Source organism: Robiginitalea aurantiaca, assembly GCF_030380815.1.
In the GTDB taxonomy this organism is placed as follows: domain Bacteria; phylum Bacteroidota; class Bacteroidia; order Flavobacteriales; family Flavobacteriaceae; genus Robiginitalea; species Robiginitalea aurantiaca.
In genome coordinates this window covers 1-21,888 of sequence record NZ_JAUDUY010000010.1, presented here as the reverse complement: position 1 = coordinate 21,888, position 21,888 = coordinate 1, and the positions used below count along the sequence as shown (strand labels likewise).

Below are 21,888 nucleotides of genomic sequence, written 5' to 3'. Positions count from 1 at the left end.
ACTGGGCTCCCGGCACTTCGAACAGATGCCTTAAGACTCCTCAGCCAGATTCGGGCTCAGCCATTTTTCGGCTTTCTCCACAGGTATATTTTTCCTCAGGGCATAATCCACCAATTGATCCCTGGTTATTTTGCCCAATCCGAAATAACGACTCCCGGGATGGCCAAAATAGTATCCGCTGACACTTGCGGCCGGCCACATAGCAAGGCTCTCGGTCAGGCGAACGCCGATGCGTTCTTCCACCTGAAGCAATTCCCAAATGGTCTCCTTTTCGAGATGGTCCGGACAGGCCGGATATCCGGGTGCCGGACGGATACCCCGGTATGCTTCCTTAATAAGGGCCTGGTTGTCCAATTTTTCGTCGGGGGCGTATCCCCAATATTTCATGCGTACCTCCCGGTGCAGATACTCTGCAAAAGCTTCTGCCAACCGATCTGCCAGCGCTTTTACCATAATGCTTTCATAATCATCCAGGTTTTCTTTCAGGGACGCAGCCAACTGTTCAACTCCCAGACCAGCGGTCACGCAAAAACACCCCATATAATCCTGCATTCCTGTAGCCTCAGGAGCGATAAAATCCGATAATGCAATGTTGGGAACCCCGCTTCGTTTTGAACTCTGCTGCCGCAATGTCCTGAAAAATGAGATTTGACCTTCAGGGGTTTCAATTTGTATATCATCTCCTACGGCATTTGCCTTAAACAATCCGAAGACCCCTTTGGCAACGAGTTTTCTCTCCCGTATGAGTTTTCTCAAAGTTCGCTGCGCATCGGCATACAAATCGCTGGCCTGGGTACCTACCACAGCATCTGAAAGGATGTCAGGATATTTACCGTGCAAGTCCCATGCCCTGAAAAAAGGGGACCAGTCGATGTAGGGCAGCAATTTTCTTAAATCAACCTGTCCGGTTTCCTGTACGCCCAACATTCTGGGAACAGCTATTTCTCCGGAATCCCATTCCAATCTCAATTTGTTTGACCTCGCTTCTTCGATAGGCAGGTAGGATTTCTGCCTGCCCCTTGCCAGAAATTTTTCCCGGAAAGATTCATAATCGAGTTTAATGGAATCCCTGTAGGCTGCGGACCGGTCTTTTTGCAGGAGGTCACCAACAACTGTCACGGCGCGACTTGCATCATTTACATGTACAACCGCCGCACTGTATTTGGGATCTATCTTTACCGCAGTATGTGCCTTGCTCGTGGTTGCACCCCCAATGAGCAGGGGGATTTGAAAGTGCTGCCGTTCCATCTCACGGGCGAGAAATACCATTTCATCCAGAGACGGGGTGATCAGGCCACTCAGACCGATAATGTCCACATTTTGCTCCTTTGCGGTCTGAATGATCTTCTCCGGTGGGACCATAACACCCATATCCACAATTTCATAATTGTTGCATGCAAGGACCACACTGACAATATTCTTGCCAATATCATGCACATCTCCCTTAACGGTAGCCATCAAAATCTTTCCAGCTGGCCCCGAGGTCTCCCCCGAGCGCTTTTCTTCCTCTATAAACGGGGTGAGGTAGGCCACTGCTTTTTTCATTACCCGGGCGGACTTGACCACCTGGGGCAAGAACATTTTTCCACTCCCGAATAAATCTCCCACAACGTTCATGCCCTGCATCAAAGGGCCTTCAATCACTTCAATGGTTCGATCGAATCCCTTTCGGGCTTCCTCCACATCCGCCTCAATATATTGATCGATACCCTTTACCAGTGCGCGGGTGATCCGATCCTGCAGGGGAAGCTCTCGCCAGGATTCATCCTTCTCCCTTTTTTTATGATTTCCCTGTACGGTTTCTGCGTATTCCAGGAGTCGTTCGGTAGCGTCTTCCGTCCGATTCAACAGCACATCCTCCACTTGGTTCAGAAGGGTTTCGGGAATGTCGTCGTATACCTCCAGCAGTGTTGGATTGACAATTCCCATATTCATCCCGGCCTTTATGGCGTGGTAGAGAAAGGCGGAGTGCATTGCTTCCCTTACCCTGGCGTTTCCCCGAAAACTAAACGATACATTGCTCACCCCACCACTGACACTGCAATACGGAAGGTTCTGACGCACCCATCGCGTAGCTTCTATAAAATCAACGGCATTCCTCCGGTGCTCTTCCATACCGGTACCCACTGGAAATATATTGAGGTCAAAGATGATATCCTCTGGTGGAAAATCTGCCTGCTGCGTCAGCAGCTCATAAGATCGGGAAGCGATCTCAATTCGCCTTTCCAGGGTATCGGCCTGTCCCTGTTCGTCAAAGGCCATAACAATAACTGCTGCACCATAGCGTCGGATCTGACGCGCCTGCCACAAAAAGGTTTCCTCCCCTTCTTTGAGGCTGATTGAGTTCACAACACACTTGCCCTGTACCACCTGCAAACCCGCTTCAATAATCTCCCATCTGGAGCTGTCTATCATCATTGGAATGCGCGCGATATCGGGTTCTGCCATCACCAGATTCAGGAAGCGCACCATGGCTTCTTTTCCATCGATCAGGCCATCGTCCATATTGATGTCCAGGATCTGAGCCCCGCCTTCGACCTGGTCCCTGGCCACATCCAGGGCCGTTTCAAAATCACCTTCTTTAATCAGGCGAAGGAAACGGCGGGACCCGGCCACATTGGTCCGTTCCCCAACATTGATGAAATTGCTTTCAGGAGTGATCACAAGGGGTTCCAGCCCCGCCAACTTCAAATAACGTTCCTGAGTAGTGCTCACAATGATGGATTTGAATTTGGGTTCGCAGAAGTGGAAGCCTGCTTTTGGGCTTCCGGGAGTACCCTTGGGTTAAATTCGGCCGCCAGGGCGGTAATGGCCTCAATATGATCCGGAGTGGTACCGCAACAGCCACCAATAATATTGATAAGTCCCTTTTCCAGGTATTCCCGGATTTGACCGGCCATCTGAGAAGGTCCCTGATCGTATTCGCCAAATGCATTTGGCAACCCGGCGTTGGGGTGGGCGGAAACACCCACATTGCATCGGTCGGCAAGGATTTGCAGGTAGGGTGTCAGCTGACTGGCCCCCAAAGCACAGTTAAACCCTACCGTAAGCAAGGGCATATGGCTGATCGAAATCAAAAATGCCTCAGCTGTCTGACCCGATAGCGTGCGTCCGGAAGCATCTGTGATCGTGCCGCTGACCATCACAGGTACTTGTCGCTGTCGTTGTTCCTGGGCATCTCCAATGGCCATCAGGGCTGCCTTGGCATTGAGGGTATCAAATACGGTTTCAACCAGTAAAAGGTGGACCCCTCCATCGAGCAAACCTTCAACTTGTTCCCGGTATGCCTGGCGTAAGGCCTCAAAAGTGATGGCGCGAAACCCTGGGTTATTGACATCCGGGGACAGGCTTGTCGTTTTGTTAGTAGGGCCGATACTCCCCGCCACAAAACGAGGTTTGTCCGGGGTGTCCTTACTGACTTCAGCAGCGACTTCAACGGCTATTCTGGCTGATTCCAGGTTCAGCTCATAGACAAGGTCCTCCATCCCGTAATCAGCCATGGCCACGGAGGTGGAAGAGAAGGTATTGGTTTCGATAATATCCGCTCCGGCCAGAAGGTACTTTCTGTGAACTTCGGCTATGGCTTCAGGCTGTGTCAGGGACAACAGGTCGTTGTTTCCCTGAAGGGGCTGAGGCCAGTCCTTAAACCGCAATCCCCGGAAATCAGCTTCCCCGAACTGGTAGCGCTGCAACATGGTGCCCATGGCCCCATCGAGTATGAGAATGCGCTCCTCCAGTATTTTTTCAATGTTTTCCATGCTATAAATCTATACCCCCTGCCCTAAAGGCTTTTGAATCAAAAATGTAATGGATGTATTGGAAAGGAAGGCGTAAACCGGATTGGTTCGGCGAACTCAAATGTTATCTTTCCCATCTTGTGAAGTTGTCGGATGACAAACTCGAAGTACAGGTTAGAACGTAGCACCTTCTTTTCCCGAAATGGGTAAAAGGGTTGCTAAGGTTTCACAGGGTCTAATCCCTCCACCTTTCTCAATAACACCACAATCTGACAATGAACTCCTGCAAAGTAAGACTACACAAAGTTTTTAAACAAGGAATCCTCTTGCTTTTTGGCCCAAAAGGCCACAAATACTCCCGATGGCTCAAATCCGCCTGCTCGCCGTGAAGCGATTGGCCAACCCTAAAAGCCGCCTTCCCTGGGTCTAACCGCTCAGCGCCTGATCCAGGTCCGCAATTATGTCCTCCGGGTGTTCCAGTCCTACAGAAATACGCACCATTCCGTCTGTTATCCCACTTTGGGCCCGCTCCTTTGCACTAAGTTTACTATGTGTGGTGGAGGCCGGGTGCGTTACTATACTACGGGAATCCCCAAGATTTGCAGAAAGGGACAAAAGCCCGATCCGGTCAAAGAAGTTTCGCCCGCCTTCTACGCCTCCCTTTACCTCAAAGGCCACTACACAGCCCCCGGCCTTCATCTGCTTTTTGGCCAGATCATATTGAGGATGGGAGGGAAGAAAAGGATACTTCACCCAATGCACCTTTTTATGTGATTCGAGGAAGCGCGCGACCTGCAGGGCATTCTCACAATGCCGGTCCACCCGTACGGGAAGCGTCTCCAGGCTTTTAGACAAAACCCACGCATTAAATGGTGAGAGGGCCGGTCCTGTAATGCGGGCAAAACGGTAAATCCTATCGATCAGGGATTCCGCACCCACGGCCAGGCCCGCCAGCACACGTCCCTGTCCATCCATGAGCTTGGTTCCGGAATGAATCACCACATCTGCACCAAAACGAATGGGTTGCTGCAGGTATGGGGTTGCAAAACAGTTATCGATCACGAGCAGCAAATTGTGCTTTCTGGCGATTTCTCCAAGAAGTTCAAGGTCGAGGATATCTACCCCGGGGTTGGTCGGTGACTCGGCGTAGAGAATTCGGGTTTCGGGCCGGATCAGCGACTCAATCTGTTCAGGAGCATCAAAAGGGAAATAGGAATGGGAAATGCCCCACTTCGGGAAAATCGAGGTAAACAGGGTATGGGTCGATCCGAATACCGATCGGGAAGCCACAATATGATCCCCGCTGTCCAGCAGGGCGGCAAATGTTGAAAAAACGGCTGCCATTCCTGAAGCAAAGGCGAACCCGCGTTCCGCCCCTTCCATCAGACATACTTTTTCAATGAGTTCATCCGTATTCGGATTGGCATACCTGGAATAAATGGTACGCGCTTTCTCTTCTGCAAAGGAAGCCCTCATGTCTTCTGCATCTTCAAAGACAAAACTGGATGTAAGGTACAAAGGAACCGAATGCTCCTGAAAATCTGTCCTCGGCAACTGTGTACGTATGGCGCTGGTTTCTGTGTGTTGTTTTTTCACGATGATATGGTTTGTGATGTTAAAATTCGGCATGGCCTTTTTCGGCAATTCGAAGCAGGTCCCCGAAAACCCCCCTTGCGGTCACAGCTGCCCCCGCCCCGGCGCCCTGGATTACCAGAGGATGGGTCCCGTAGGAGGCTGTGTAAATCTCAATCAGCGAATCTGCTCCTTGTACATTACCCAGGGGGCTCGCCTGGGGCACAGACTCCAATTTAACTTCCAACCGGCCCTTTTCCTTCTGAAGGTCACCGGAAAGTTCTCCTATGTAGCGAAGCACCTGCCCTTCTGGCACGCCTTTTAACCGGGTGTTGTAATGGGAATCCAGCGTTTCGGAAGCGCTTAAAAAATCTGTCAGTGATTTATCCCGGAGTTCCTCAGGGATCAGGTTTTCAATCAGGATATCCTCAAACTCATTTTCCAATCCCAATTCCCTTGCCAGTATCAGTAATTTCCGGCCCACATCGCTCCCCGAAAGGTCTTCCCTCGGATCTGGCTCGGTATACCCGGCTTTCATAGCCCTGCTGAGGATATCGGAAAAAAGGGAATCCCGGGAAGAAAATGTGTTAAAAATAAAACTGAGGGACCCTGAGAACACCCCTCTGATTCGGGTAATATTTTCACCCGACAAATGCAGGAGGCGTATCGTATCGATCAGCGGAAGCCCTGCCCCTACATTGGTCTCGTACAAATACTGCTTTTGACATCTTCGGAGTTCTGTTCTCAAATGCTGATACCCGGCATAAGAACCTGTGTTGGCAATCTTGTTGGAAGAGACCAGGTCAAAGCCATTGCGTAGAAAATCCAAGTAATGGGTTGTAAACTCCAGGCTCGCCGTATTGTCGACTGCGATAAGGTTTTCCAGGTGGTAAGCCGAAGTCTTCTGATAGACCTCCTCAAGGGTATAGCCATCTTTCTGGTCTTTAAAACGAATTTCCCAGTCCTCCCCTATCCCATTGGGATCAAAAAGCAGTTTTTTTGAATTGGCGATGGCCACAATTTTTAGGTGTATCCCCTTGCGGGATTCAATCTGATCTGCCGAAGCCAGAACCTGTTCAATAAGCGTGCGGCCAACCTGACCTACACCGAACAGGGCGAGATTTGTGATTTTGCTAATCCCGAAAATCTGACTGTGCATCACATTGAGCGCTTTGATCATGTCGGTCTTGTGCACAACCAGACTGATGTTGCGCCCCGTCACCGCATTGTTAAACAAAAGGGGCACAATCTGATTGCGGATCAGCGCATTATAGGGTTTATGAAAGGTGCTCAAATCCTGCCCCACCAGGGATATGACCGCAACCCCCCGGGTGACGAAAATTCGGCTGATGTCCCTGGTCTTGAGGTCCGCTTCGAATTCCAGTTCCAGTACGCTCCTGGCCCTGTCTGCATCGGATGCTTTTACGATCAGTCCAATGCCGCGTTCTGAGGAGCCCTGGGAAATCATTCCCACACTAATCCCGGAGCGACCCAGGGCCTGAAAAATACGCGCGTCCACTCCCGCTTTCCCCAGGAGACCGCGACCCTCGAGATGAACCAGAGCCTCATCCTCGATGACCGAAAGGGAACGGACACCCCCTTGTGTCCGGGCCGCACTGATCAGCGTGCTCTCCCCCTCCTTTTCAAAAGTGTTTAGAATCCTCAGGGGGATGTTTTTCTCAAGCAAGGGGATTATCGTCTTGGCATGCAGAATACTCGCCCCGAAATTGGCCATCTCATTCGCCTCGTCATAGGACAAACGCTCAATTCTTTTGGCATTGGGCACAAGGGCCGGGTTTGCGGTATAAATCCCGTCAATATGGGTGTAATTTTCCAGTTCATCCACGTTAAGGAAATTGGCCAGTAAAGCTGCCGTATAGTTGCTTCCGTTTCTCCCTAAGGTTGTGGTTTCCCCATTTGTAGTTGAGGCGATAAAACCGGTGACAACCCCCACCACATCCCCTTTGAGTTTATCGAAAAAGTTCCGGGTCAGCTCGCTTGAAGGAGCCTCAAGGATATGGGCATTTCCGAATTGGGCATCTGTCCTGAGGAAGTCTCTGGCATCGATAAATTCGGCCGGAACGTCCCTTTTATTCAGGAGGCCGGCAACAAGTTGGGAGGATAGCACTTCCCCGTAGGCCACAACCTGATCCCGAATCTTGGGGCTGTAATCGCCTAACAGGCGCACCCCTTCCAAAAGACGCTCCAACCCTTCAAAAGCGCTGTCCATTTCCGAATCCGACAGCGAATATCTTTGGTATTCCCGAAACGCTTGCAACTGCTGGGAATAATCCCTTCCTTTTGCGGCGTACTCAAGCATGTCTAACAGCTCATCGGTGGCCCTGCCCCTTGCGGAAAGCACTACTACCAGCCGTTCCCCTTTACGGTACTTGTCCTCTATGATCTCCAGGACCCGAACCAGGCCTTCCCCATTGGCCAGGGATGTTCCGCCAAATTTGAGCACCTTATAGGCGCTGTAGGCCGCTTCGGGCTGAAAAATGGGCCGGAGCAATTCCTCCATCTGTTCGTGCTCAATCAAAAACGCGTCATGCCCATGCAGGGATTGAATCTCCCCATAGGTCACATTGCTGCGGGACTCCGCCAGTTGCCGATAAGTGGCTCTGTTTTCGGAAGCGGTAAAGAACAGGTCCGAGTCCACGCCTATAATATGAATACAGGTATCACTTCCCTTCAGGGTCTCAAAACGATCGCCGCCACCCCGGGAAATATCAATGGTTTTCAACAATTGATTTGTAAACTTATAGGCCCCCAATTGAAACCGTTCCTGCAGTCTCTTTCCGTGATGCAACAGCCAGCTCTCCACATTGAATACCTGAAGTTCTTCATTGGTGCTGCGCTTAAAACGCGCCTTGAACGACTCCGGGGTTCGATAACAGAGCATGGCGTGCATACGGGCATCGTGTACAGGATTGCTTGAATTTTCGAGAAATTGCTGTTGAATCTGGCAATTCGCGATCAACCAGTCCGTAGACTTCCAATCCGAAGCCACTGGGATCAGGTGGCGGGTCAGATCCGGTTTCAGGGCTGCCATTTCCCAGGCAATTCCACCCCCCAGCGAACCCCCAATAAGGGCAAACAGGCTGGAAACACCCAGGTAATCCAATCCCATGAGGAATATCCTGGCAACATCTGCGGCTACAAAGTCCCTGTAATTCTCAATCAGGAAACCGTCGTACCCATTGCCGGGGATATTAAAACACAAAACCGTGAAGCGGTCTGTATCAATACATTTGCCCTGGCCGACCAGGGAAGCCCACCAACCATCTGCGCCGGCTACATTGGAATTACCGGTAAGGGCGTGATTCACCAGGACTACCGGAGCCGTATGCAATTCCCTGCCAAACTGTTCATAGGTCAGGGCGATGGGCATTTTGGTCCCATTTAGGGTGGTAAAGGCATCCCACTGAATCCCATGTAATGTATGTGTTTTCATTTTTTTCAGGCGCTGTTCCAGCCGGATCAAATCCAAAAGTTTGCTCCGGGGAGATGAATATAAAAGCGCTAAAGGAAAGGGAGTAGGCAGGGCCATTGCCAGAAATTATCTTTCCCGGGAAAGGTATTCCCAGGTAGAATGTAGCACCTTCTCAATCTTATGAGATCAAGGGTTGCCAAGGTTTTAACGGGTCTATTCCCTACACCTTTCTCGATAACGACAAAAAATTACTGAACGTTTTGACTGTAAAATCTCAAGCGATTCCCGGCAGCCCTTATAGGTTAAATGCCTTTTTTACTTCGGCGACACGATCGAGCTTTTCCCAGGTAAAGAGCTCTACTTTCTTTTCAACACGCCCATTGTACGGGGATTCGAATACTTTTTCCACCACTCGGGGTTCCCTGCCCATATGGCCGTATGCAGCCGTCTCCAGGTACATCGGATTCCTCAGTTTAAGACGTCTTTCTATGGCAGCTGGCCGCATGTCGAAGAGTTCGATTACTTTTTCACCTATGGCTCCATCGGTCATTGGCACCCTGGATGTGCCGTAGGTATTTACATTTACTGAAGTGGGTTCAGCCACCCCGATCGCATAACTAACCTGTACCAGGATTTCGTCTGCTACTCCTGCCGCAACTAAATTCTTGGCCGCATGGCGGGCTGCATACGCTGCACTGCGGTCCACCTTACTGGGGTCCTTTCCACTGAAAGCCCCACCCCCATGGGCACCTTTCCCCCCATAGGTGTCCACGATTATTTTCCTGCCTGTAAGGCCCGTATCCCCATGGGGACCGCCGATAACGAACTTACCAGTAGGGTTGATATGGTAGGTGATCTCTGAATCGAATAACTTCTGAATCCGCTCCGGAAGGCCTGCCACGACTCTGGGAATAAGAATTCCTCGAATGTCTGCCTCGATTTGCTGAAGCATAACTTCATCTGATTCATCAAAGGGGTCATGCTGGGTAGAGACCACTATGGTATCGATACGCTGTGGGACATTCTCGTCTGAATACTCCAGGGTCACCTGTGCCTTGGCATCTGGACGGAGATAGGTCATCTCCTTTGACTCCCGACGCAGCATCGCAAGTTCTTGCAGAATTCTATGTGCGATATCCAGGGCGACCGGCATATAATTATCCGATTCCCGTGTGGCGTATCCAAACATCATTCCCTGATCACCCGCCCCTTGCTCTTCCTTGCTTTCGCGGTCTACCCCCTGAAGGATTTCAGGAGATTGTTCATGGATAAGGGAGATGACTCCACATGAATCCCCACTGAAGCGATATGCGCCCTGTGTATAACCAATGCTGTTGATCGTTTCACGGGCAATCTGTTGGAGATCTACGTAGGTATGGCTTTTTACTTCCCCGGCCAGAACTACTTGACCGGTAGTCACCAGGGTTTCGCAGGCTACTTTGCTTTCCGGGTCAAATGCGAGGAAATTATCGAGCAAGGCATCGCTGATCTGGTCGGCAATTTTATCCGGATGCCCCTCACTCACAGATTCGGAGGTAAACAGGTACGACATGTTCTTAATTTTTGGAGATAGCTGACTAAAAGCAAAAGAAATACTAAACAGTAGAAAAGCCAGCACCTGTGCGGTGGAGCATACTGCTTTAGCATTTTATGGATTCCGGTTACCGGACTCCGAGGTTGCAATCAGTCAAATCTATCCTCGTTATCGACCTCAAAAATAGGGTATCCGTTCTAATCGGCAAAATAAAAAAAGAAAACCCGGGTACCCGGTCCGCAGCCGGGCATTTCATCAACTTTTAAACCCTGAGTGCATTGCATCGTTTTTATTTCCCCGAAGTGCAGATACTTTGTATATTGTGCTTCTACATTTGGTCAAATCGACCGGGCAAAAAAAGAATTGTATGCATATTGCAGTGGCCGGGAACATAGGCGCGGGAAAAACAACACTAACCGAACTGCTCGCCAAACACTACAAGTGGGAAGCGCATTTTGAAGATGTAGTCGACAATCCCTATCTGGACGACTTCTACACCCAGATGGCGCGTTGGAGCTTTAACCTTCAGATCTACTTTCTCAATACCCGTTACCGGCAGATTCTCAAAATCCGGGAAAGCGGCAAGAATGTCATTCAGGATCGGACCATTTACGAGGATGCATTTATTTTCGCCCCAAACCTGCATGCGATGGGCCTGATGACCAATCGTGATTTTCAGAATTACATCGGCCTTTTCGACCTTATGGAAAGCCTGGTTCAGCCACCTGACCTCCTCATTTATCTCAGGAGTTCCATACCCAACCTTGTCAATCAGATCCATAAAAGAGGGCGGGAGTACGAAAACTCCATCTCCATAGATTACCTGAGTCGCCTCAACGAACGCTATGAAGCCTGGGCGGAAGGGTATGAAGGGGGGAAACTTCTGATCGTCAATGTTGATGACCTGGATTTTGTTTCCGAACCGGAACACCTTGGTGAGGTGATCAACAAGATCGATGCAGAGATCAACGGTTTATTCTAGAGGCCGGTCTCAACTCAGATAAAACCCATTTTTTTAGCGTGCTGCGCGACTTCCTCGCTCCTGTCTACGACCAGGATAGGGATATCGGTTTCCTGCTCTGTCAGTCTTCGAACGCGTTCCGTCCGGGACCTGCGCCTTACCGAACGCAGATAAATAGCGCGGATTCGGCCCGGGTACTCCCTGGCGATCTTAAGGTAAATATCCGCATCCTTTTCCCCACTGTCACCGATGAGGATAAACGTCATCTTTGGATAGGTTTTAAGAATATTGCCAATCTCATGCTCCTTATGGGGAATGTGTCCTTCGGCCGCCATCCCCAAAACACTCGCCATACTCCTGAGCAGAATCGGCCCTTTTGGAAACTCATTGGCACTGAGGAAAAATTCCAAATAGCGGTAGAGATTCCAGGGACTGTGACTTACATAGAACACGGGATTCGCCTCAAAACCGGTTTTCCCCCGGTGTAGTTGATGGTACAACTCCGCTGCACCCTGTAAGGGAATGCGACTATGAGCTCTTTTGAACAGGGTATTGGCGATCACCTGCCATTTCATATAGGACGTCACCCCGGTGTGTAATATGGTATCGTCAATATCCGTGATCACGCCGTATGAAACATCATCTGAAGGTATCAGCAGGGATCCCGGAAACCGGTTAGACCCCAGGATCTGATGACGGGTGTTTTCCATATCAAAGGAGATCTCATAGGTAAGCCAGTTTTCCTGGTTGACCAACTTTCCAAGATCGCCTACCGTTTTATCCAACACAAAATACCCGTGGTCATCCGTCGTCACACCCATCCTGCGTCCGTCTGAAAGATGCATACTCAATGGCGCATGACGTATCTCATCCGTTTCAAAACGCTTCCAGCTATTGAGTAGTAATTGAATGGTCCCCTTCTGGGCGAGATCTATGGTCTCATCTTCCAGGGCCCTTCCCCGGGCATAAATATGCTCTTGAGTTCCATAGGTCTGAAACCCGATAATCTGTAGGGGATCCTTCTTTCCAAACCACGCCATGTTGCTAAGTTACAAATTACCGCACTGCCTTAAAGCACAAAAAAACCCGGACACTGAGGCCCGGGTTTTTAAACTTAATTTTCGAAGGAATATTTATTCTTCTTCTACGATGACTTCCTTGATGACCTTTCCGTCTGCAGTCACCTCTTTGAGGTTTTCAATCTTAGCTTTGACCTCTTCCTCAGAGCCTGAAATTATTTGCTGATTCACATTTTTCTCTCCGTTTTCGACGGTCGTAGTGGTAATGTGGGCTGTAAGGTTACCTTCTTCAGAAGTTTCCATATGCACCTCAATCTTCTGGCTCATTTCAGATCCAACTCCTGCTTCGGCATATGCCATGGCTGTGTCAGAGGAAAGCGCGATACTCGGTGCAATAACAAGGGCAACAACAGAGATCAATTTAAGCAGGATATTCAGGGAAGGTCCGGAGGTATCCTTAAACGGATCCCCAACCGTATCCCCAACAACAGCTGCCTTATGTGCATCCGTTCCTTTGCGACCTTCTGATTCGATCATTTTTTTGGCATTATCCCAGGCACCCCCGGCATTCGACTGGAAAATGGCCATCAGAACGCCGGCAGAAGTAACTCCGGCCAACAGGCCCCCGAGCATTTCAGCGCCACCGATAAATCCAATAGCAACGGGAACTGCAATTGCGAGCAGTCCGGGAAGAACCATTTCACGGATGGAAGCTTTGGTGGAAATCTCCACACATTTGTCGTATTCCGCCTTGCCGTCTGCAGCATCAAAAATCGCGCGGTCCTCAGCATTTGCCTTAGACATGTCTGAGTCGTACTTGCGCATCACTGCGAGGGCTTTATTGAGTTCCGGAATATCCCTGAACTGGCGGCGCACTTCTTCGATCATGGCCATAGCCGCTCGGCCCACAGCATTCATGGAAAGTGCTGAGAAGACAAATGGAAGCATGGCCCCGACGAGCAATCCGGCCATGATATCCGGACGGGATACGTCAATGGCAGTTACTCTTGCAGTCTGCATAAAGGCCGCAAAAAGGGCCAGGGCAGTAAGTGCCGCTGAAGCAATTGCAAAGCCTTTTCCTATGGCTGCGGTGGTATTACCAACAGCATCGAGTTTATCAGTTCTTTCGCGGACTTCCTTGGGAAGTTCTGCCATCTCTGCGATTCCTCCGGCATTATCGGAGATCGGTCCGTAGGCATCTACCGCCAACTGAATTCCTGTATTGGCGAGCATTCCCACAGCCGCAATAGCGATACCGTATAGCCCGGCAAAATGGTGCGAAACCAAAATAGCTGCAGCGATAAGGAGAATTGGAATTGCTGTAGACATCATTCCCACGCCCAGACCTGCGATAATATTGGTCGCTGCCCCTGTTTCCGATTGGCGCACGATGGCATTTACGGGCTTGGTACCTGTACCTGTATAGTATTCGGTCACCTTACCGACAAGAAGACCGGCGATAAGACCAGCGATTGTGGCAAAGAAAACACCCAGAGAGGAGTATTCCTTTCCTCCCATTGTCCAGGTCTCAGGAAGCATATTGACAATCAGAAAATACGATACGATCAGCGTTAAAATCGCTGAACTGAATTCGCCGATATTCAATGCCCTGTGCGGAGAACCTCCGTCCTTAACGCGGACAAAGAACGTTCCGATAATGGACATCACAATCCCCGCACCGGCCAGCGCCAATGGCAGGTAAACGGCTCCAAGACCATTGAATGCCTCCTGAAATTCGGGAAGTCCCACAAAAGCAGCTCCGAGAACCATGGTCCCTATAATAGATCCCACATACGATTCAAAAAGGTCAGCGCCCATTCCTGCGACATCCCCAACATTATCTCCTACGTTATCCGCAATCGTGGCGGGGTTCAACGGGTGGTCCTCAGGAATACCGGCTTCTACTTTTCCCACGAGGTCGGCTCCTACATCGGCCGCCTTGGTGTAGATCCCTCCGCCCACACGGGCAAAAAGGGCTATGGATGATGCTCCTAGAGAAAAACCGGAAAGTACGTTAAGTACCATAGCGATACCATCTACGGAACCCGTACCACCAGCCCATCCCATTGAGCTATAAAACATAAACAAACCACTGAGTCCGAGTACACCCAGACCTACAACGCCCATCCCCATTACGGATCCTCCGGCGAATGCTACTTCAAGGGCTTTCCCCAGGGAAGTCCTTGCTGCATGCGTAGTACGAACATTTGCCTTAGTGGCAACCTTCATCCCAATAAAACCTGCGAGGGCAGAACAGATCGCTCCCACTATAAAAGAAAGGGCAACCATTCCATTGGAACCAACTTCATTCTCTCCTTTAAAATAGAGGAGAATGGCAACGGCTGCAACAAAAATGGCGAGGATACGGTACTCAGCCTTAAGGAAGGACATCGCTCCTTCAGCTATATTCTTGGCGATGCGAGCCATTTTGGCATCTCCCTCCTCCTGCTTGGATACCCATGCATTCTTAAAAAACACAAAGACGAGGCCCAGCAGTCCGAAGGCCCATAAATAATTCACGATTTGTTCCATCATGTCAGCTATTTAGTAGTTTAAAACGGGTGCAAAAGTAATGAAAGGGGTTGGAATATGAAAGCACTTTTTTGAACGCCTGAGGACCTGAAAAGAATGGAAGAATCCCAGGGAATCTATTTTTGAGAATCCCTAAAACTGAAGGCCAAAAGTCCCTGTAACGCTGAAGGGTCGGGCTCCGGGGTTTTCCAGGTAATTCCCCCTGAAGTTGAAATCGACCCTGAATAGCTTAAAGATGTTGCCAATGCCAAAAGAGTACTCCCAGTATATGCGGTCATCCGGAGCCTGCAAGGGGATGTTGGTCGGGGAACTCAGCAGGCGATTTTCCTCCGAGAGCTCGCCCCATACACCCCTTAATCCGACGATCTCACGGAGATTCAACTCCCGGAGCAAGGGAATTCGCGAAAACAGACGACCGTTAAAATTGTGTTCCATATGCATGGAGGTGTAGGTATCGGTCACAAACTCGTAAAAATCAAGGTTGGGAAACGCATTGAAAATCGTGAAGAATGTCTGGTTACCCGGAACAATATTGAGAAGTCCGAGCGGTACAGCCCCAAAAGTTTTCCCCAACTCCACAGATGTCGTAAGGCGTCCCAGACCACCGATTTGCCAGGGTTTGGTATAGGACAACTGAACCTTGCGGTAGTCGAAGTCACTCTCCAGAAAACCACGTACCCCATGGGTGAAATTCAATAGCAGGGTACTGTAGTCATCATTGATATCCCGTCGCTCTACCCCGTAACCGATAACGCGTTTGCCAGGCGTATAGACCAGTGTCGTAATCAGATCAAACTGCTTTATCTGGGAGGATATACCCCCAGGGGCATCCGGATCCAGGTAATCCAGGCTGAAGGCGTCCGGCAGAGCCGATTTCATGGTGCGAAAAGAAGTCCCAAAACGCATCCGGAGGTTTTTGACGGGTTCCATTTCCAGCATCAGCGTACTGAGGTTGATGTTCGTCAGCCGGTCATTTGACCCCACGGTGAGAAAATTCCCAGAGGCTATACTCCGCCCCAATACGTCTGTGGTTGCAGTCAGGTTTAAGCCCAATTGTTCGATATCCCGTCGGTTACCCCCGGAGAGGATCAGGCGGTTCTTCCGGTCCAAAAGTATCTTTCCCGATAATCCGTACTTGAACTTTTTATCCATAAAACCATAAGCCCCGTAGGCCTGAAGACGCCAGGGGTCATTCTGCCCGAAAAAGGTCCGGGCCCCGCCTCGGAAGCGCACGCCCTCTGCGTCGTTATAACCCCAGGCACTGTAAATGTCGCCCAGGTCGATGTTCCATTTATCTATTTCGATATACCCGGAGCCCAACACGCTGGACAAATAATAAAAGGTTTTGAATTTAGGAACGGTTTTAAGGGTATCCAGCATCGCATAGATTCCTTTCTCGTCCTTATTGAGATCCTCCAGGCGGTTGTTGTCCCAGAAGGTATCACTACGCTCAAGGATTACAGGATTATATGGATCCTGCTTCTGCTTATAGAAATCCCTGGTCTGGGGCTGATCAAAAAAGTAATTGTCGTATACCGTGGTCCGTTTCCCGTACACCCCCCTGGACTTGTCTTTTTTATTCAGTGCAAAATCGGTCAGCAGATAGTCCCGTTTAAGCAGGAAAACAGAATCAGAGAGCACTTCAAACTCCTGTTCGATATAAAGTTCCTTAACCCAGTTTACATTAGCGCTTCGGGTGGCCTGCATGTTAATTTCTGCAATCGCATATGTGGAATCATTAACCCAGAAATCCCCTTTGAAGGTCAGCTCGTTTTTCCGTCTTGGGTAGTAAATGATGTTATAGCACCATTTATCCTTAATAAAGGCACTGTCTGCAAGCACGTAGTTGTAGGTATCGATTCCTGTACGAGAAAGTGGGCTCGTAAAGCTTTTGTCGAATATTTTGATGTAATTATCGTAAACATCATATTGGGTATACAGGTCCTGCAGAAAGGCAATGATTGCCTGATTATTGCTAAAGCCTGAGTTTTTATTCCCGAGCACCATGCGTTTTTCGAGATTCATGTCGTTGTCTCCATAAACCTTGGTCAACTTCTCATTGATAAAAACCGGCAGGTAGGTTTTCCCTGTAATCCGGGAGGTATCGAGGTCTTCAAAGACGAACTCCATTCCATCAAACAACTTGCTCTGCATCAGGGCACTGTCAATGGTATTGAGGTCGAATTCTGTTTTTTCGTATTCATCGTACCGGTACTGCCTGTAAAGCTGAAGTCCGTTGGAACGTTTTTTGGCCCATATTTTTCTCAGAATTTCAATGGCCGGGTTGTTCTTTTTGGGCTGTTTTCCGACAAAAACAATAACCTCATCCAGCTGTTCCCCTTCTGCCAGTACAATCTCCATCCTGAGGTCCGCCCTGGAGGTAAGCAGAATCTCACGACTCGCGTACCCTACAAAGGAAACGACAAGGGTGTCGTAGCGCTCTTCGGATTCGAGGTAAAAGCGACCATCGTCATTACTGATAGTCCCTTCCGTGGAGTTCTTAAAAAGGACATTTGCAAAAGCAATAGGATCCCCCAGTTCGTCCACGACAACACCGCCGACCTTGGTCTGGGCCATGCCAATGGCGGCAATCCAAAAAACCAATACTGCGAGCAGTCGCTGCATTTATAGACGTTTTAAAATCCGGGATCCATAACCCTGGAGGTCCCGTTATTTTCTAAATGAAAATGGGAGTATAAGTGAATCGTAAAATATCAATTGAACACGGCCCTCTGTTTGGTCGGGATAGCAGAGGAAACGTTACACACGGCTTCTGTTTATTTGTATAACACTTTCTTGACCGCTTTTATTACATCTTCCCGGTTAGGCAGCCATTCCTGGAGGAGTACCGGTGAGTAAGGCGCAGGGGTATCTGCAGTATTGAGCTTTACGATGGGGGCATCCAGGTAATCGAAAGCCCTGGACTGAACATGATAGATAATTTCTGTAGCAATATTCCCAAAAGGCCAAGCTTCTTCGAGAATTACCATGCGGTTTGTTTTTTGTACGGATGCTAAAATGGTTTCGTGATCCATGGGGCGTATGGTCATCAGGTCGATAACTTCACATGAAATACCCTCTTTCTCCAACGCTTCAGCCGCAGCAAATGCCTCTTTGATGATTTTACCAAAAGAAACAATGGTAACATCCTTCCCTTCGCGTTTGACTTCGGCAACACCGATCGGGAGTGTGAATTCGCCCTCCGGCATTTCACCTTTATCCCCGTACATCTGCTCGGATTCCATGAAAATCACCGGATCGTCATCGCGAATGGCAGATTTCAGCAATCCCTTGGCATCCCGTGGATTCGACGGGACAACTACTTTGAGGCCCGGGCAATTCGCAAACCAGCTTTCAAAGGCCTGTGAATGTGTTGCCCCGAGCTGACCAGCAGAGGCCGTAGGCCCGCGAAAAACGATGGGTATATTAAACTGACCTCCAGACATTTGTCGCATTTTGGCCGCATTGTTGATAATCTGATCAATACCTACCAGGGCAAAGTTAAAGGTCATAAATTCGATAATAGGCCGGTTTCCGATCATTGCGGAACCGACTCCGATGCCCGCGAAGCCCAGTTCGGAAATCGGAGTATCGATCACCCGTTTCGGGCCAAATTCATCCAACATCCCTTTTGAAGCCTTATATGCTCCGTTGTATTCCGCGACTTCTTCACCCATTAGATAAATGGATTCGTCCCTTCGCATTTCCTCGGACATGGCTTCTGCAATCGCTTCTCTGAATTGTATGGTCTTCATGGCAAAATTTTAATCAATGCATTTTCGCTTACGCGAGAATCGCCCACAAAAATAGAAAAATATAGTGCAAATAAGAGGCCTCAACTTCATTAAATTCAATACTATTTTTATTATGCATGCATAGTATTTTTCAAAATTATTGGCTATCTTAGTACCCACTTTTAATCGTATTAAACCGCGTTTATATGAAGATCCTTGTATGTATCAGCAACGTGCCGGATACCACTTCTAAAATTAATTTTACCGCCGACCAAAAGGCCTTTGACACTACAGGCGTGCAGTTTGTAATCAATCCGAATGACGAATTCGGGCTAACCCGTGCGATGTGGTTTAAAGAAAAGCAGGGGGCTACCGTGCATGTAGCCACTGTAGGTACTGCGGCTGTGGAACCCACAATCCGCAAATCCCTTGCCATCGGAGCCGATGAAGGTATACGTATCGATGCCGAACCTGTAGATGGTCTTTTTGTAGCCCGACAGCTATCGGAGATAGTCCAAAAAGGGGGTTACGACCTGATCATTGCAGGAAGGGAATCTATAGATTACAACGGAGGTATGGTTCCGGGAATGATGGCTGCCATGCTCGATATGAATTTCATCAACACCTGCATTTCCCTTGAGGTGGAGGAAAACAAGGCCATAGGGGTCCGGGAGATCGACGGGGGTAAAGAGACCCTTGAAACCTCATTGCCTTTGATTATCGGAGGCCAGAAAGGACTCGTTGAAGAAAGTGATCTGCGCATCCCCAATATGAGAGGTATTATGATGGCGCGTCAGAAAAAACTTACAGTAGTACCTCCGGTAGATGCTGCAGAGGGTACCCTGGATGTTCGGTTTGAAAAGCCTGAACCCAAAGGAGCCGTTAAACTTGTAGATCCGGAAAACATAGACGAATTGATACAGTTGCTCCACAAGGAAGCCAAAGTAATTTAAACGCAAAACAGAGAAAAATGCCAGTACTCGTATATACAGAATCCGATAAAGGAGGTTTCAAAAAAAATGCCTTTGAAGTGGCGAGCTATGCCAGTGAATTGGCTAAAAGTATGGGGACAGAGGTCATAGCCCTTTCGGTAAATGCCGAAAATCCCGATCAGCTCGGTGCCTTTGGTATTTCCCGCGTACTCAATGTTACTGAGGATCGGCTGGACGCATTCAACGCGAAGGCCATTGCATCGGTTATGCGTCAGGCTGTAGCCGAAACCAATGCGACGGTTGTGGTAACAAGTTCCAGTACAGACACAAAGTACGCCGCCGCCATCCTCGCCGGTATGTTGAAGGGTGGATACGTAAATAATGTGGTGAGTCTTCCCGAGAGCACCGAACCGCTTGTAGTAAAACGGACCGCCTTCAGCAATAAGGGATTTGCCTTCACCGAACTCAAAGGAGAACCCGCCATTATCGGGGTATCCAACAATGCCTTCGGAGCCCGGGAGCATGCCGTCACTGCTAACGTGGAGTCGTTCTCCCCGAATGTATCCGATTCCGATTTTGGGGTCAAATCAACGGCTGTAGACAAGGCATCGGACAAAGTGACTATTGCAGATGCAGAGATCGTAGTTTCAGGTGGACGTGGCCTGAAAGGACCAGAAAACTGGAATCTGATCGAGGACCTCGCCGATGTACTGGGAGCGGCAACTGCTTGTTCCAAACCGGTTTCAGATTTGGGTTGGAGACCCCATAGCGAGCACGTTGGCCAGACTGGAAAACCCGTAGCCAGCAACCTTTATATCGCCATTGGAATCTCAGGTGCCATACAGCACCTTGCAGGGGTAAATGCCTCCAAGACCAAAGTAGTGATCAATACGGATCCAGAGGCGCCATTCTTTAAAGCAGCGGACTACGGAGTGGTTGGCGATGCCTTTGAGGTGGTTCCTGAATTGATCGAAAAATTAAAGGAATTTAAGGCACAAAACGGCTAATTTTTGTTAATTTGTCGTTCTTAGGGACCGTTAAATAACCGGAGCTCCCTGTTGTTTAACAGTCCTCTCATGCATTAAATTTGCCTATGAGCCTTGTCAGGTTAAAAATTAAAGGGATTTCTTACAGCCAGACTCAGAATGGAGCCTATGCCCTTATTCTCAATGAAGTTGACGGGGAGCGCAAGCTCCCAATTGTAATAGGAGCTTTTGAAGCACAGTCCATTGCCATCGCTTTGGAGAAAGAAATTCAACCTCCCAGACCCCTTACGCACGATTTATTCAAAAATTTTGCCGACCGATTCCAGATCGTCATCAAACAGGTGATTATCCACAAACTGGTCGACGGCGTTTTTTACTCCAGCATTATTTCGGAAAGAGATAAGGTAGAGGAGATTATCGATGCCCGTACAAGTGATGCCATTGCCCTGGCACTCCGATTTGACGCACCTATTTTTACCTATAAGGCCATCCTGGACAAGGCGGGTATCTTCCTTAAATTCTCGTCAAAAGACAAGGAAAAAGAGGATGGGGACGAAAGCATCATGGTAGACGAAATCCTGCAGGAAGGAGAGGCTGTTGAAATCGATCCGGGATCATCGGCCCCATACAAGGAAATGAGTTTGGAAGACCTCAACAAGGAACTCGAAAAGGCCGTAACAGGCGAAGATTATGAGAAAGCTGCCAAGCTCAGGGATGAAATATCCAAACGCAAAAGCTGAGTTGAATAAGGGGCGGTATTCGAGTTTCGCAACCCTTCTCTTCCTGGTTCTGCTCTTTTTTCCAATTTCGGGATTTACGCAGGAAATACCTTTAGACACCCTCATCCCAAATCAGGGATTCAGCATAAACTCTTTTGGCAGAGGCATCCTCGGATTGGTCGTATTACTCGCCATAGCCTTTGCCTTTAGCTCACACAGAAAGCGGATCAACTGGAAAACTGTGGGCATGGGTATTTCCATACAGGTACTTCTGGCCATCGGCGTGCTTAAAGTCCCGGCCGTTCAGTGGTTCTTTAATCTGCTGGGTACTTTCTTTAACAACATCCTCGAATTCACCCTTGCAGGGAGCACCTTTATTTTTGGGAACCTTTTGAATCTCGATAACCCAAACATCGGTTATGTTTTTGCCTTTCAAATTCTCCCGACCATTATCTTTTTCTCCGCCCTTACTTCGGTCCTCTATTATTTAGGCATCATTCAGCGCATTGTAAGAGGTTTGGCCTGGTTGCTCTCCCGCTCCCTTGGAATTTCGGGACCTGAAAGCCTCAGCATTGCAGGGAACATTTTCCTCGGACAAACCGAGGCACCCCTACTGATTAAAGCCTATTTGGAAAAGATGAACCGATCGGAGATTCTTCTGGTCATGATCGGGGGGATGGCAACGGTAGCCGGTGGCGTCCTGGCCGCCTATATCGGATTTTTAGGGGG

The 21,888-nt window shown here is 49.1% G+C and carries 14 protein-coding genes and 2 riboswitches; of the genes, 5 read left to right on the top strand and 9 right to left on the bottom strand.

Going from position 1 to position 21,888, the window contains the following annotated elements; genetic code table 11:
* Positions 1-30: 30 nt before the first annotated feature.
* The 5 genes from metH to metK form a co-directional block, all read right to left on the bottom strand.
* On the bottom strand, positions 31-2,715 hold the full coding sequence (gene metH, locus QU605_RS13565) for a methionine synthase (RefSeq protein WP_434967934.1): 2,685 nt from the start codon (positions 2,713-2,715) through the stop codon (positions 31-33).
* Positions 2,712-3,758: a homocysteine S-methyltransferase family protein gene (locus tag QU605_RS13560; RefSeq protein ID WP_289725861.1), complete on the bottom strand. Its 1,047-nt coding sequence runs from the start codon at positions 3,756-3,758 to the stop codon at positions 2,712-2,714. The genes metH and QU605_RS13560 overlap by 4 nt, the downstream gene beginning before the upstream one ends.
* 100 nt (positions 3,759-3,858) lie before the next feature.
* Positions 3,859-4,000, bottom strand: a riboswitch (SAM riboswitch).
* Positions 4,001-4,163: 163 nt separating this feature from the next.
* Complete coding sequence (locus QU605_RS13555; protein WP_289725860.1) at positions 4,164-5,366, bottom strand: trans-sulfuration enzyme family protein; 1,203 nt, start codon at positions 5,364-5,366, stop codon at positions 4,164-4,166.
* The gene (gene thrA, locus QU605_RS13550; protein WP_289725859.1) at positions 5,353-8,763 is read right to left on the bottom strand and encodes a bifunctional aspartate kinase/homoserine dehydrogenase I; all 3,411 of its coding nucleotides are present in this window, start codon (positions 8,761-8,763) and stop codon (positions 5,353-5,355) included. Before thrA ends, QU605_RS13555 begins: the two co-directional genes overlap by 14 nt.
* A 102-nt stretch (positions 8,764-8,865) precedes the next feature.
* A riboswitch (SAM riboswitch) is annotated at positions 8,866-8,983 on the bottom strand.
* 54 nt (positions 8,984-9,037) lie between these two features.
* Positions 9,038-10,294: a methionine adenosyltransferase gene (metK, locus tag QU605_RS13545; RefSeq protein WP_289725858.1), complete on the bottom strand. Its 1,257-nt coding sequence runs from the start codon at positions 10,292-10,294 to the stop codon at positions 9,038-9,040.
* A 349-nt stretch (positions 10,295-10,643) separates the two neighbouring features.
* On the opposite strand from metK, the gene QU605_RS13540 reads away from it, so the two are divergent.
* Positions 10,644-11,258: a deoxynucleoside kinase gene (locus QU605_RS13540; RefSeq protein WP_289725857.1), complete on the top strand. Its 615-nt coding sequence runs from the start codon at positions 10,644-10,646 to the stop codon at positions 11,256-11,258.
* A gap of 14 nt (positions 11,259-11,272) precedes the next feature.
* Here the strand turns inward: QU605_RS13540 and QU605_RS13535 are convergent, their stop codons facing one another.
* The 4 genes from QU605_RS13535 to QU605_RS13520 form a co-directional block, all read right to left on the bottom strand.
* Positions 11,273-12,277, bottom strand: coding sequence for an App1 family protein phosphatidate phosphatase (locus QU605_RS13535; protein WP_289725856.1), 1,005 nt, complete (start codon positions 12,275-12,277; stop codon positions 11,273-11,275).
* Positions 12,278-12,370: 93 nt separating this feature from the next.
* Positions 12,371-14,788, bottom strand: coding sequence for a sodium-translocating pyrophosphatase (locus QU605_RS13530; RefSeq protein WP_289725917.1), 2,418 nt, complete (start codon positions 14,786-14,788; stop codon positions 12,371-12,373).
* Positions 14,789-14,920: 132 nt separating this feature from the next.
* Positions 14,921-17,413 carry a DUF5686 family protein gene (locus tag QU605_RS13525; protein ID WP_289725855.1) on the bottom strand — a complete coding sequence of 831 codons (2,493 nt, stop codon included), beginning with the start codon at positions 17,411-17,413 and terminating at the stop codon, positions 14,921-14,923.
* Positions 17,414-17,565: 152 nt separating this feature from the next.
* Positions 17,566-18,543: a pyruvate dehydrogenase complex E1 component subunit beta gene (locus QU605_RS13520; protein ID WP_289725854.1), complete on the bottom strand. Its 978-nt coding sequence runs from the start codon at positions 18,541-18,543 to the stop codon at positions 17,566-17,568.
* A gap of 185 nt (positions 18,544-18,728) precedes the next feature.
* Between QU605_RS13520 and QU605_RS13515 the strand changes: the two genes are divergently transcribed.
* From QU605_RS13515 to QU605_RS13500, 4 genes are all read left to right on the top strand, one after another.
* Positions 18,729-19,475, top strand: coding sequence for an electron transfer flavoprotein subunit beta/FixA family protein (locus QU605_RS13515; RefSeq protein ID WP_289725853.1), 747 nt, complete (start codon positions 18,729-18,731; stop codon positions 19,473-19,475).
* Positions 19,476-19,492: 17 nt separating this feature from the next.
* Positions 19,493-20,461, top strand: a complete 969-nt coding sequence (locus QU605_RS13510; protein WP_289725852.1) for an electron transfer flavoprotein subunit alpha/FixB family protein — start codon at positions 19,493-19,495, stop codon at positions 20,459-20,461.
* An 86-nt stretch (positions 20,462-20,547) separates the two neighbouring features.
* Complete coding sequence (locus QU605_RS13505; protein ID WP_289725851.1) at positions 20,548-21,180, top strand: bifunctional nuclease family protein; 633 nt, start codon at positions 20,548-20,550, stop codon at positions 21,178-21,180.
* Positions 21,131-21,888 (top strand): Na+ dependent nucleoside transporter N-terminal domain-containing protein (locus QU605_RS13500; protein WP_289725850.1); only part of this gene is annotated, 758 nt, incomplete at its 3' end. The genes QU605_RS13505 and QU605_RS13500, both read left to right, overlap by 50 nt.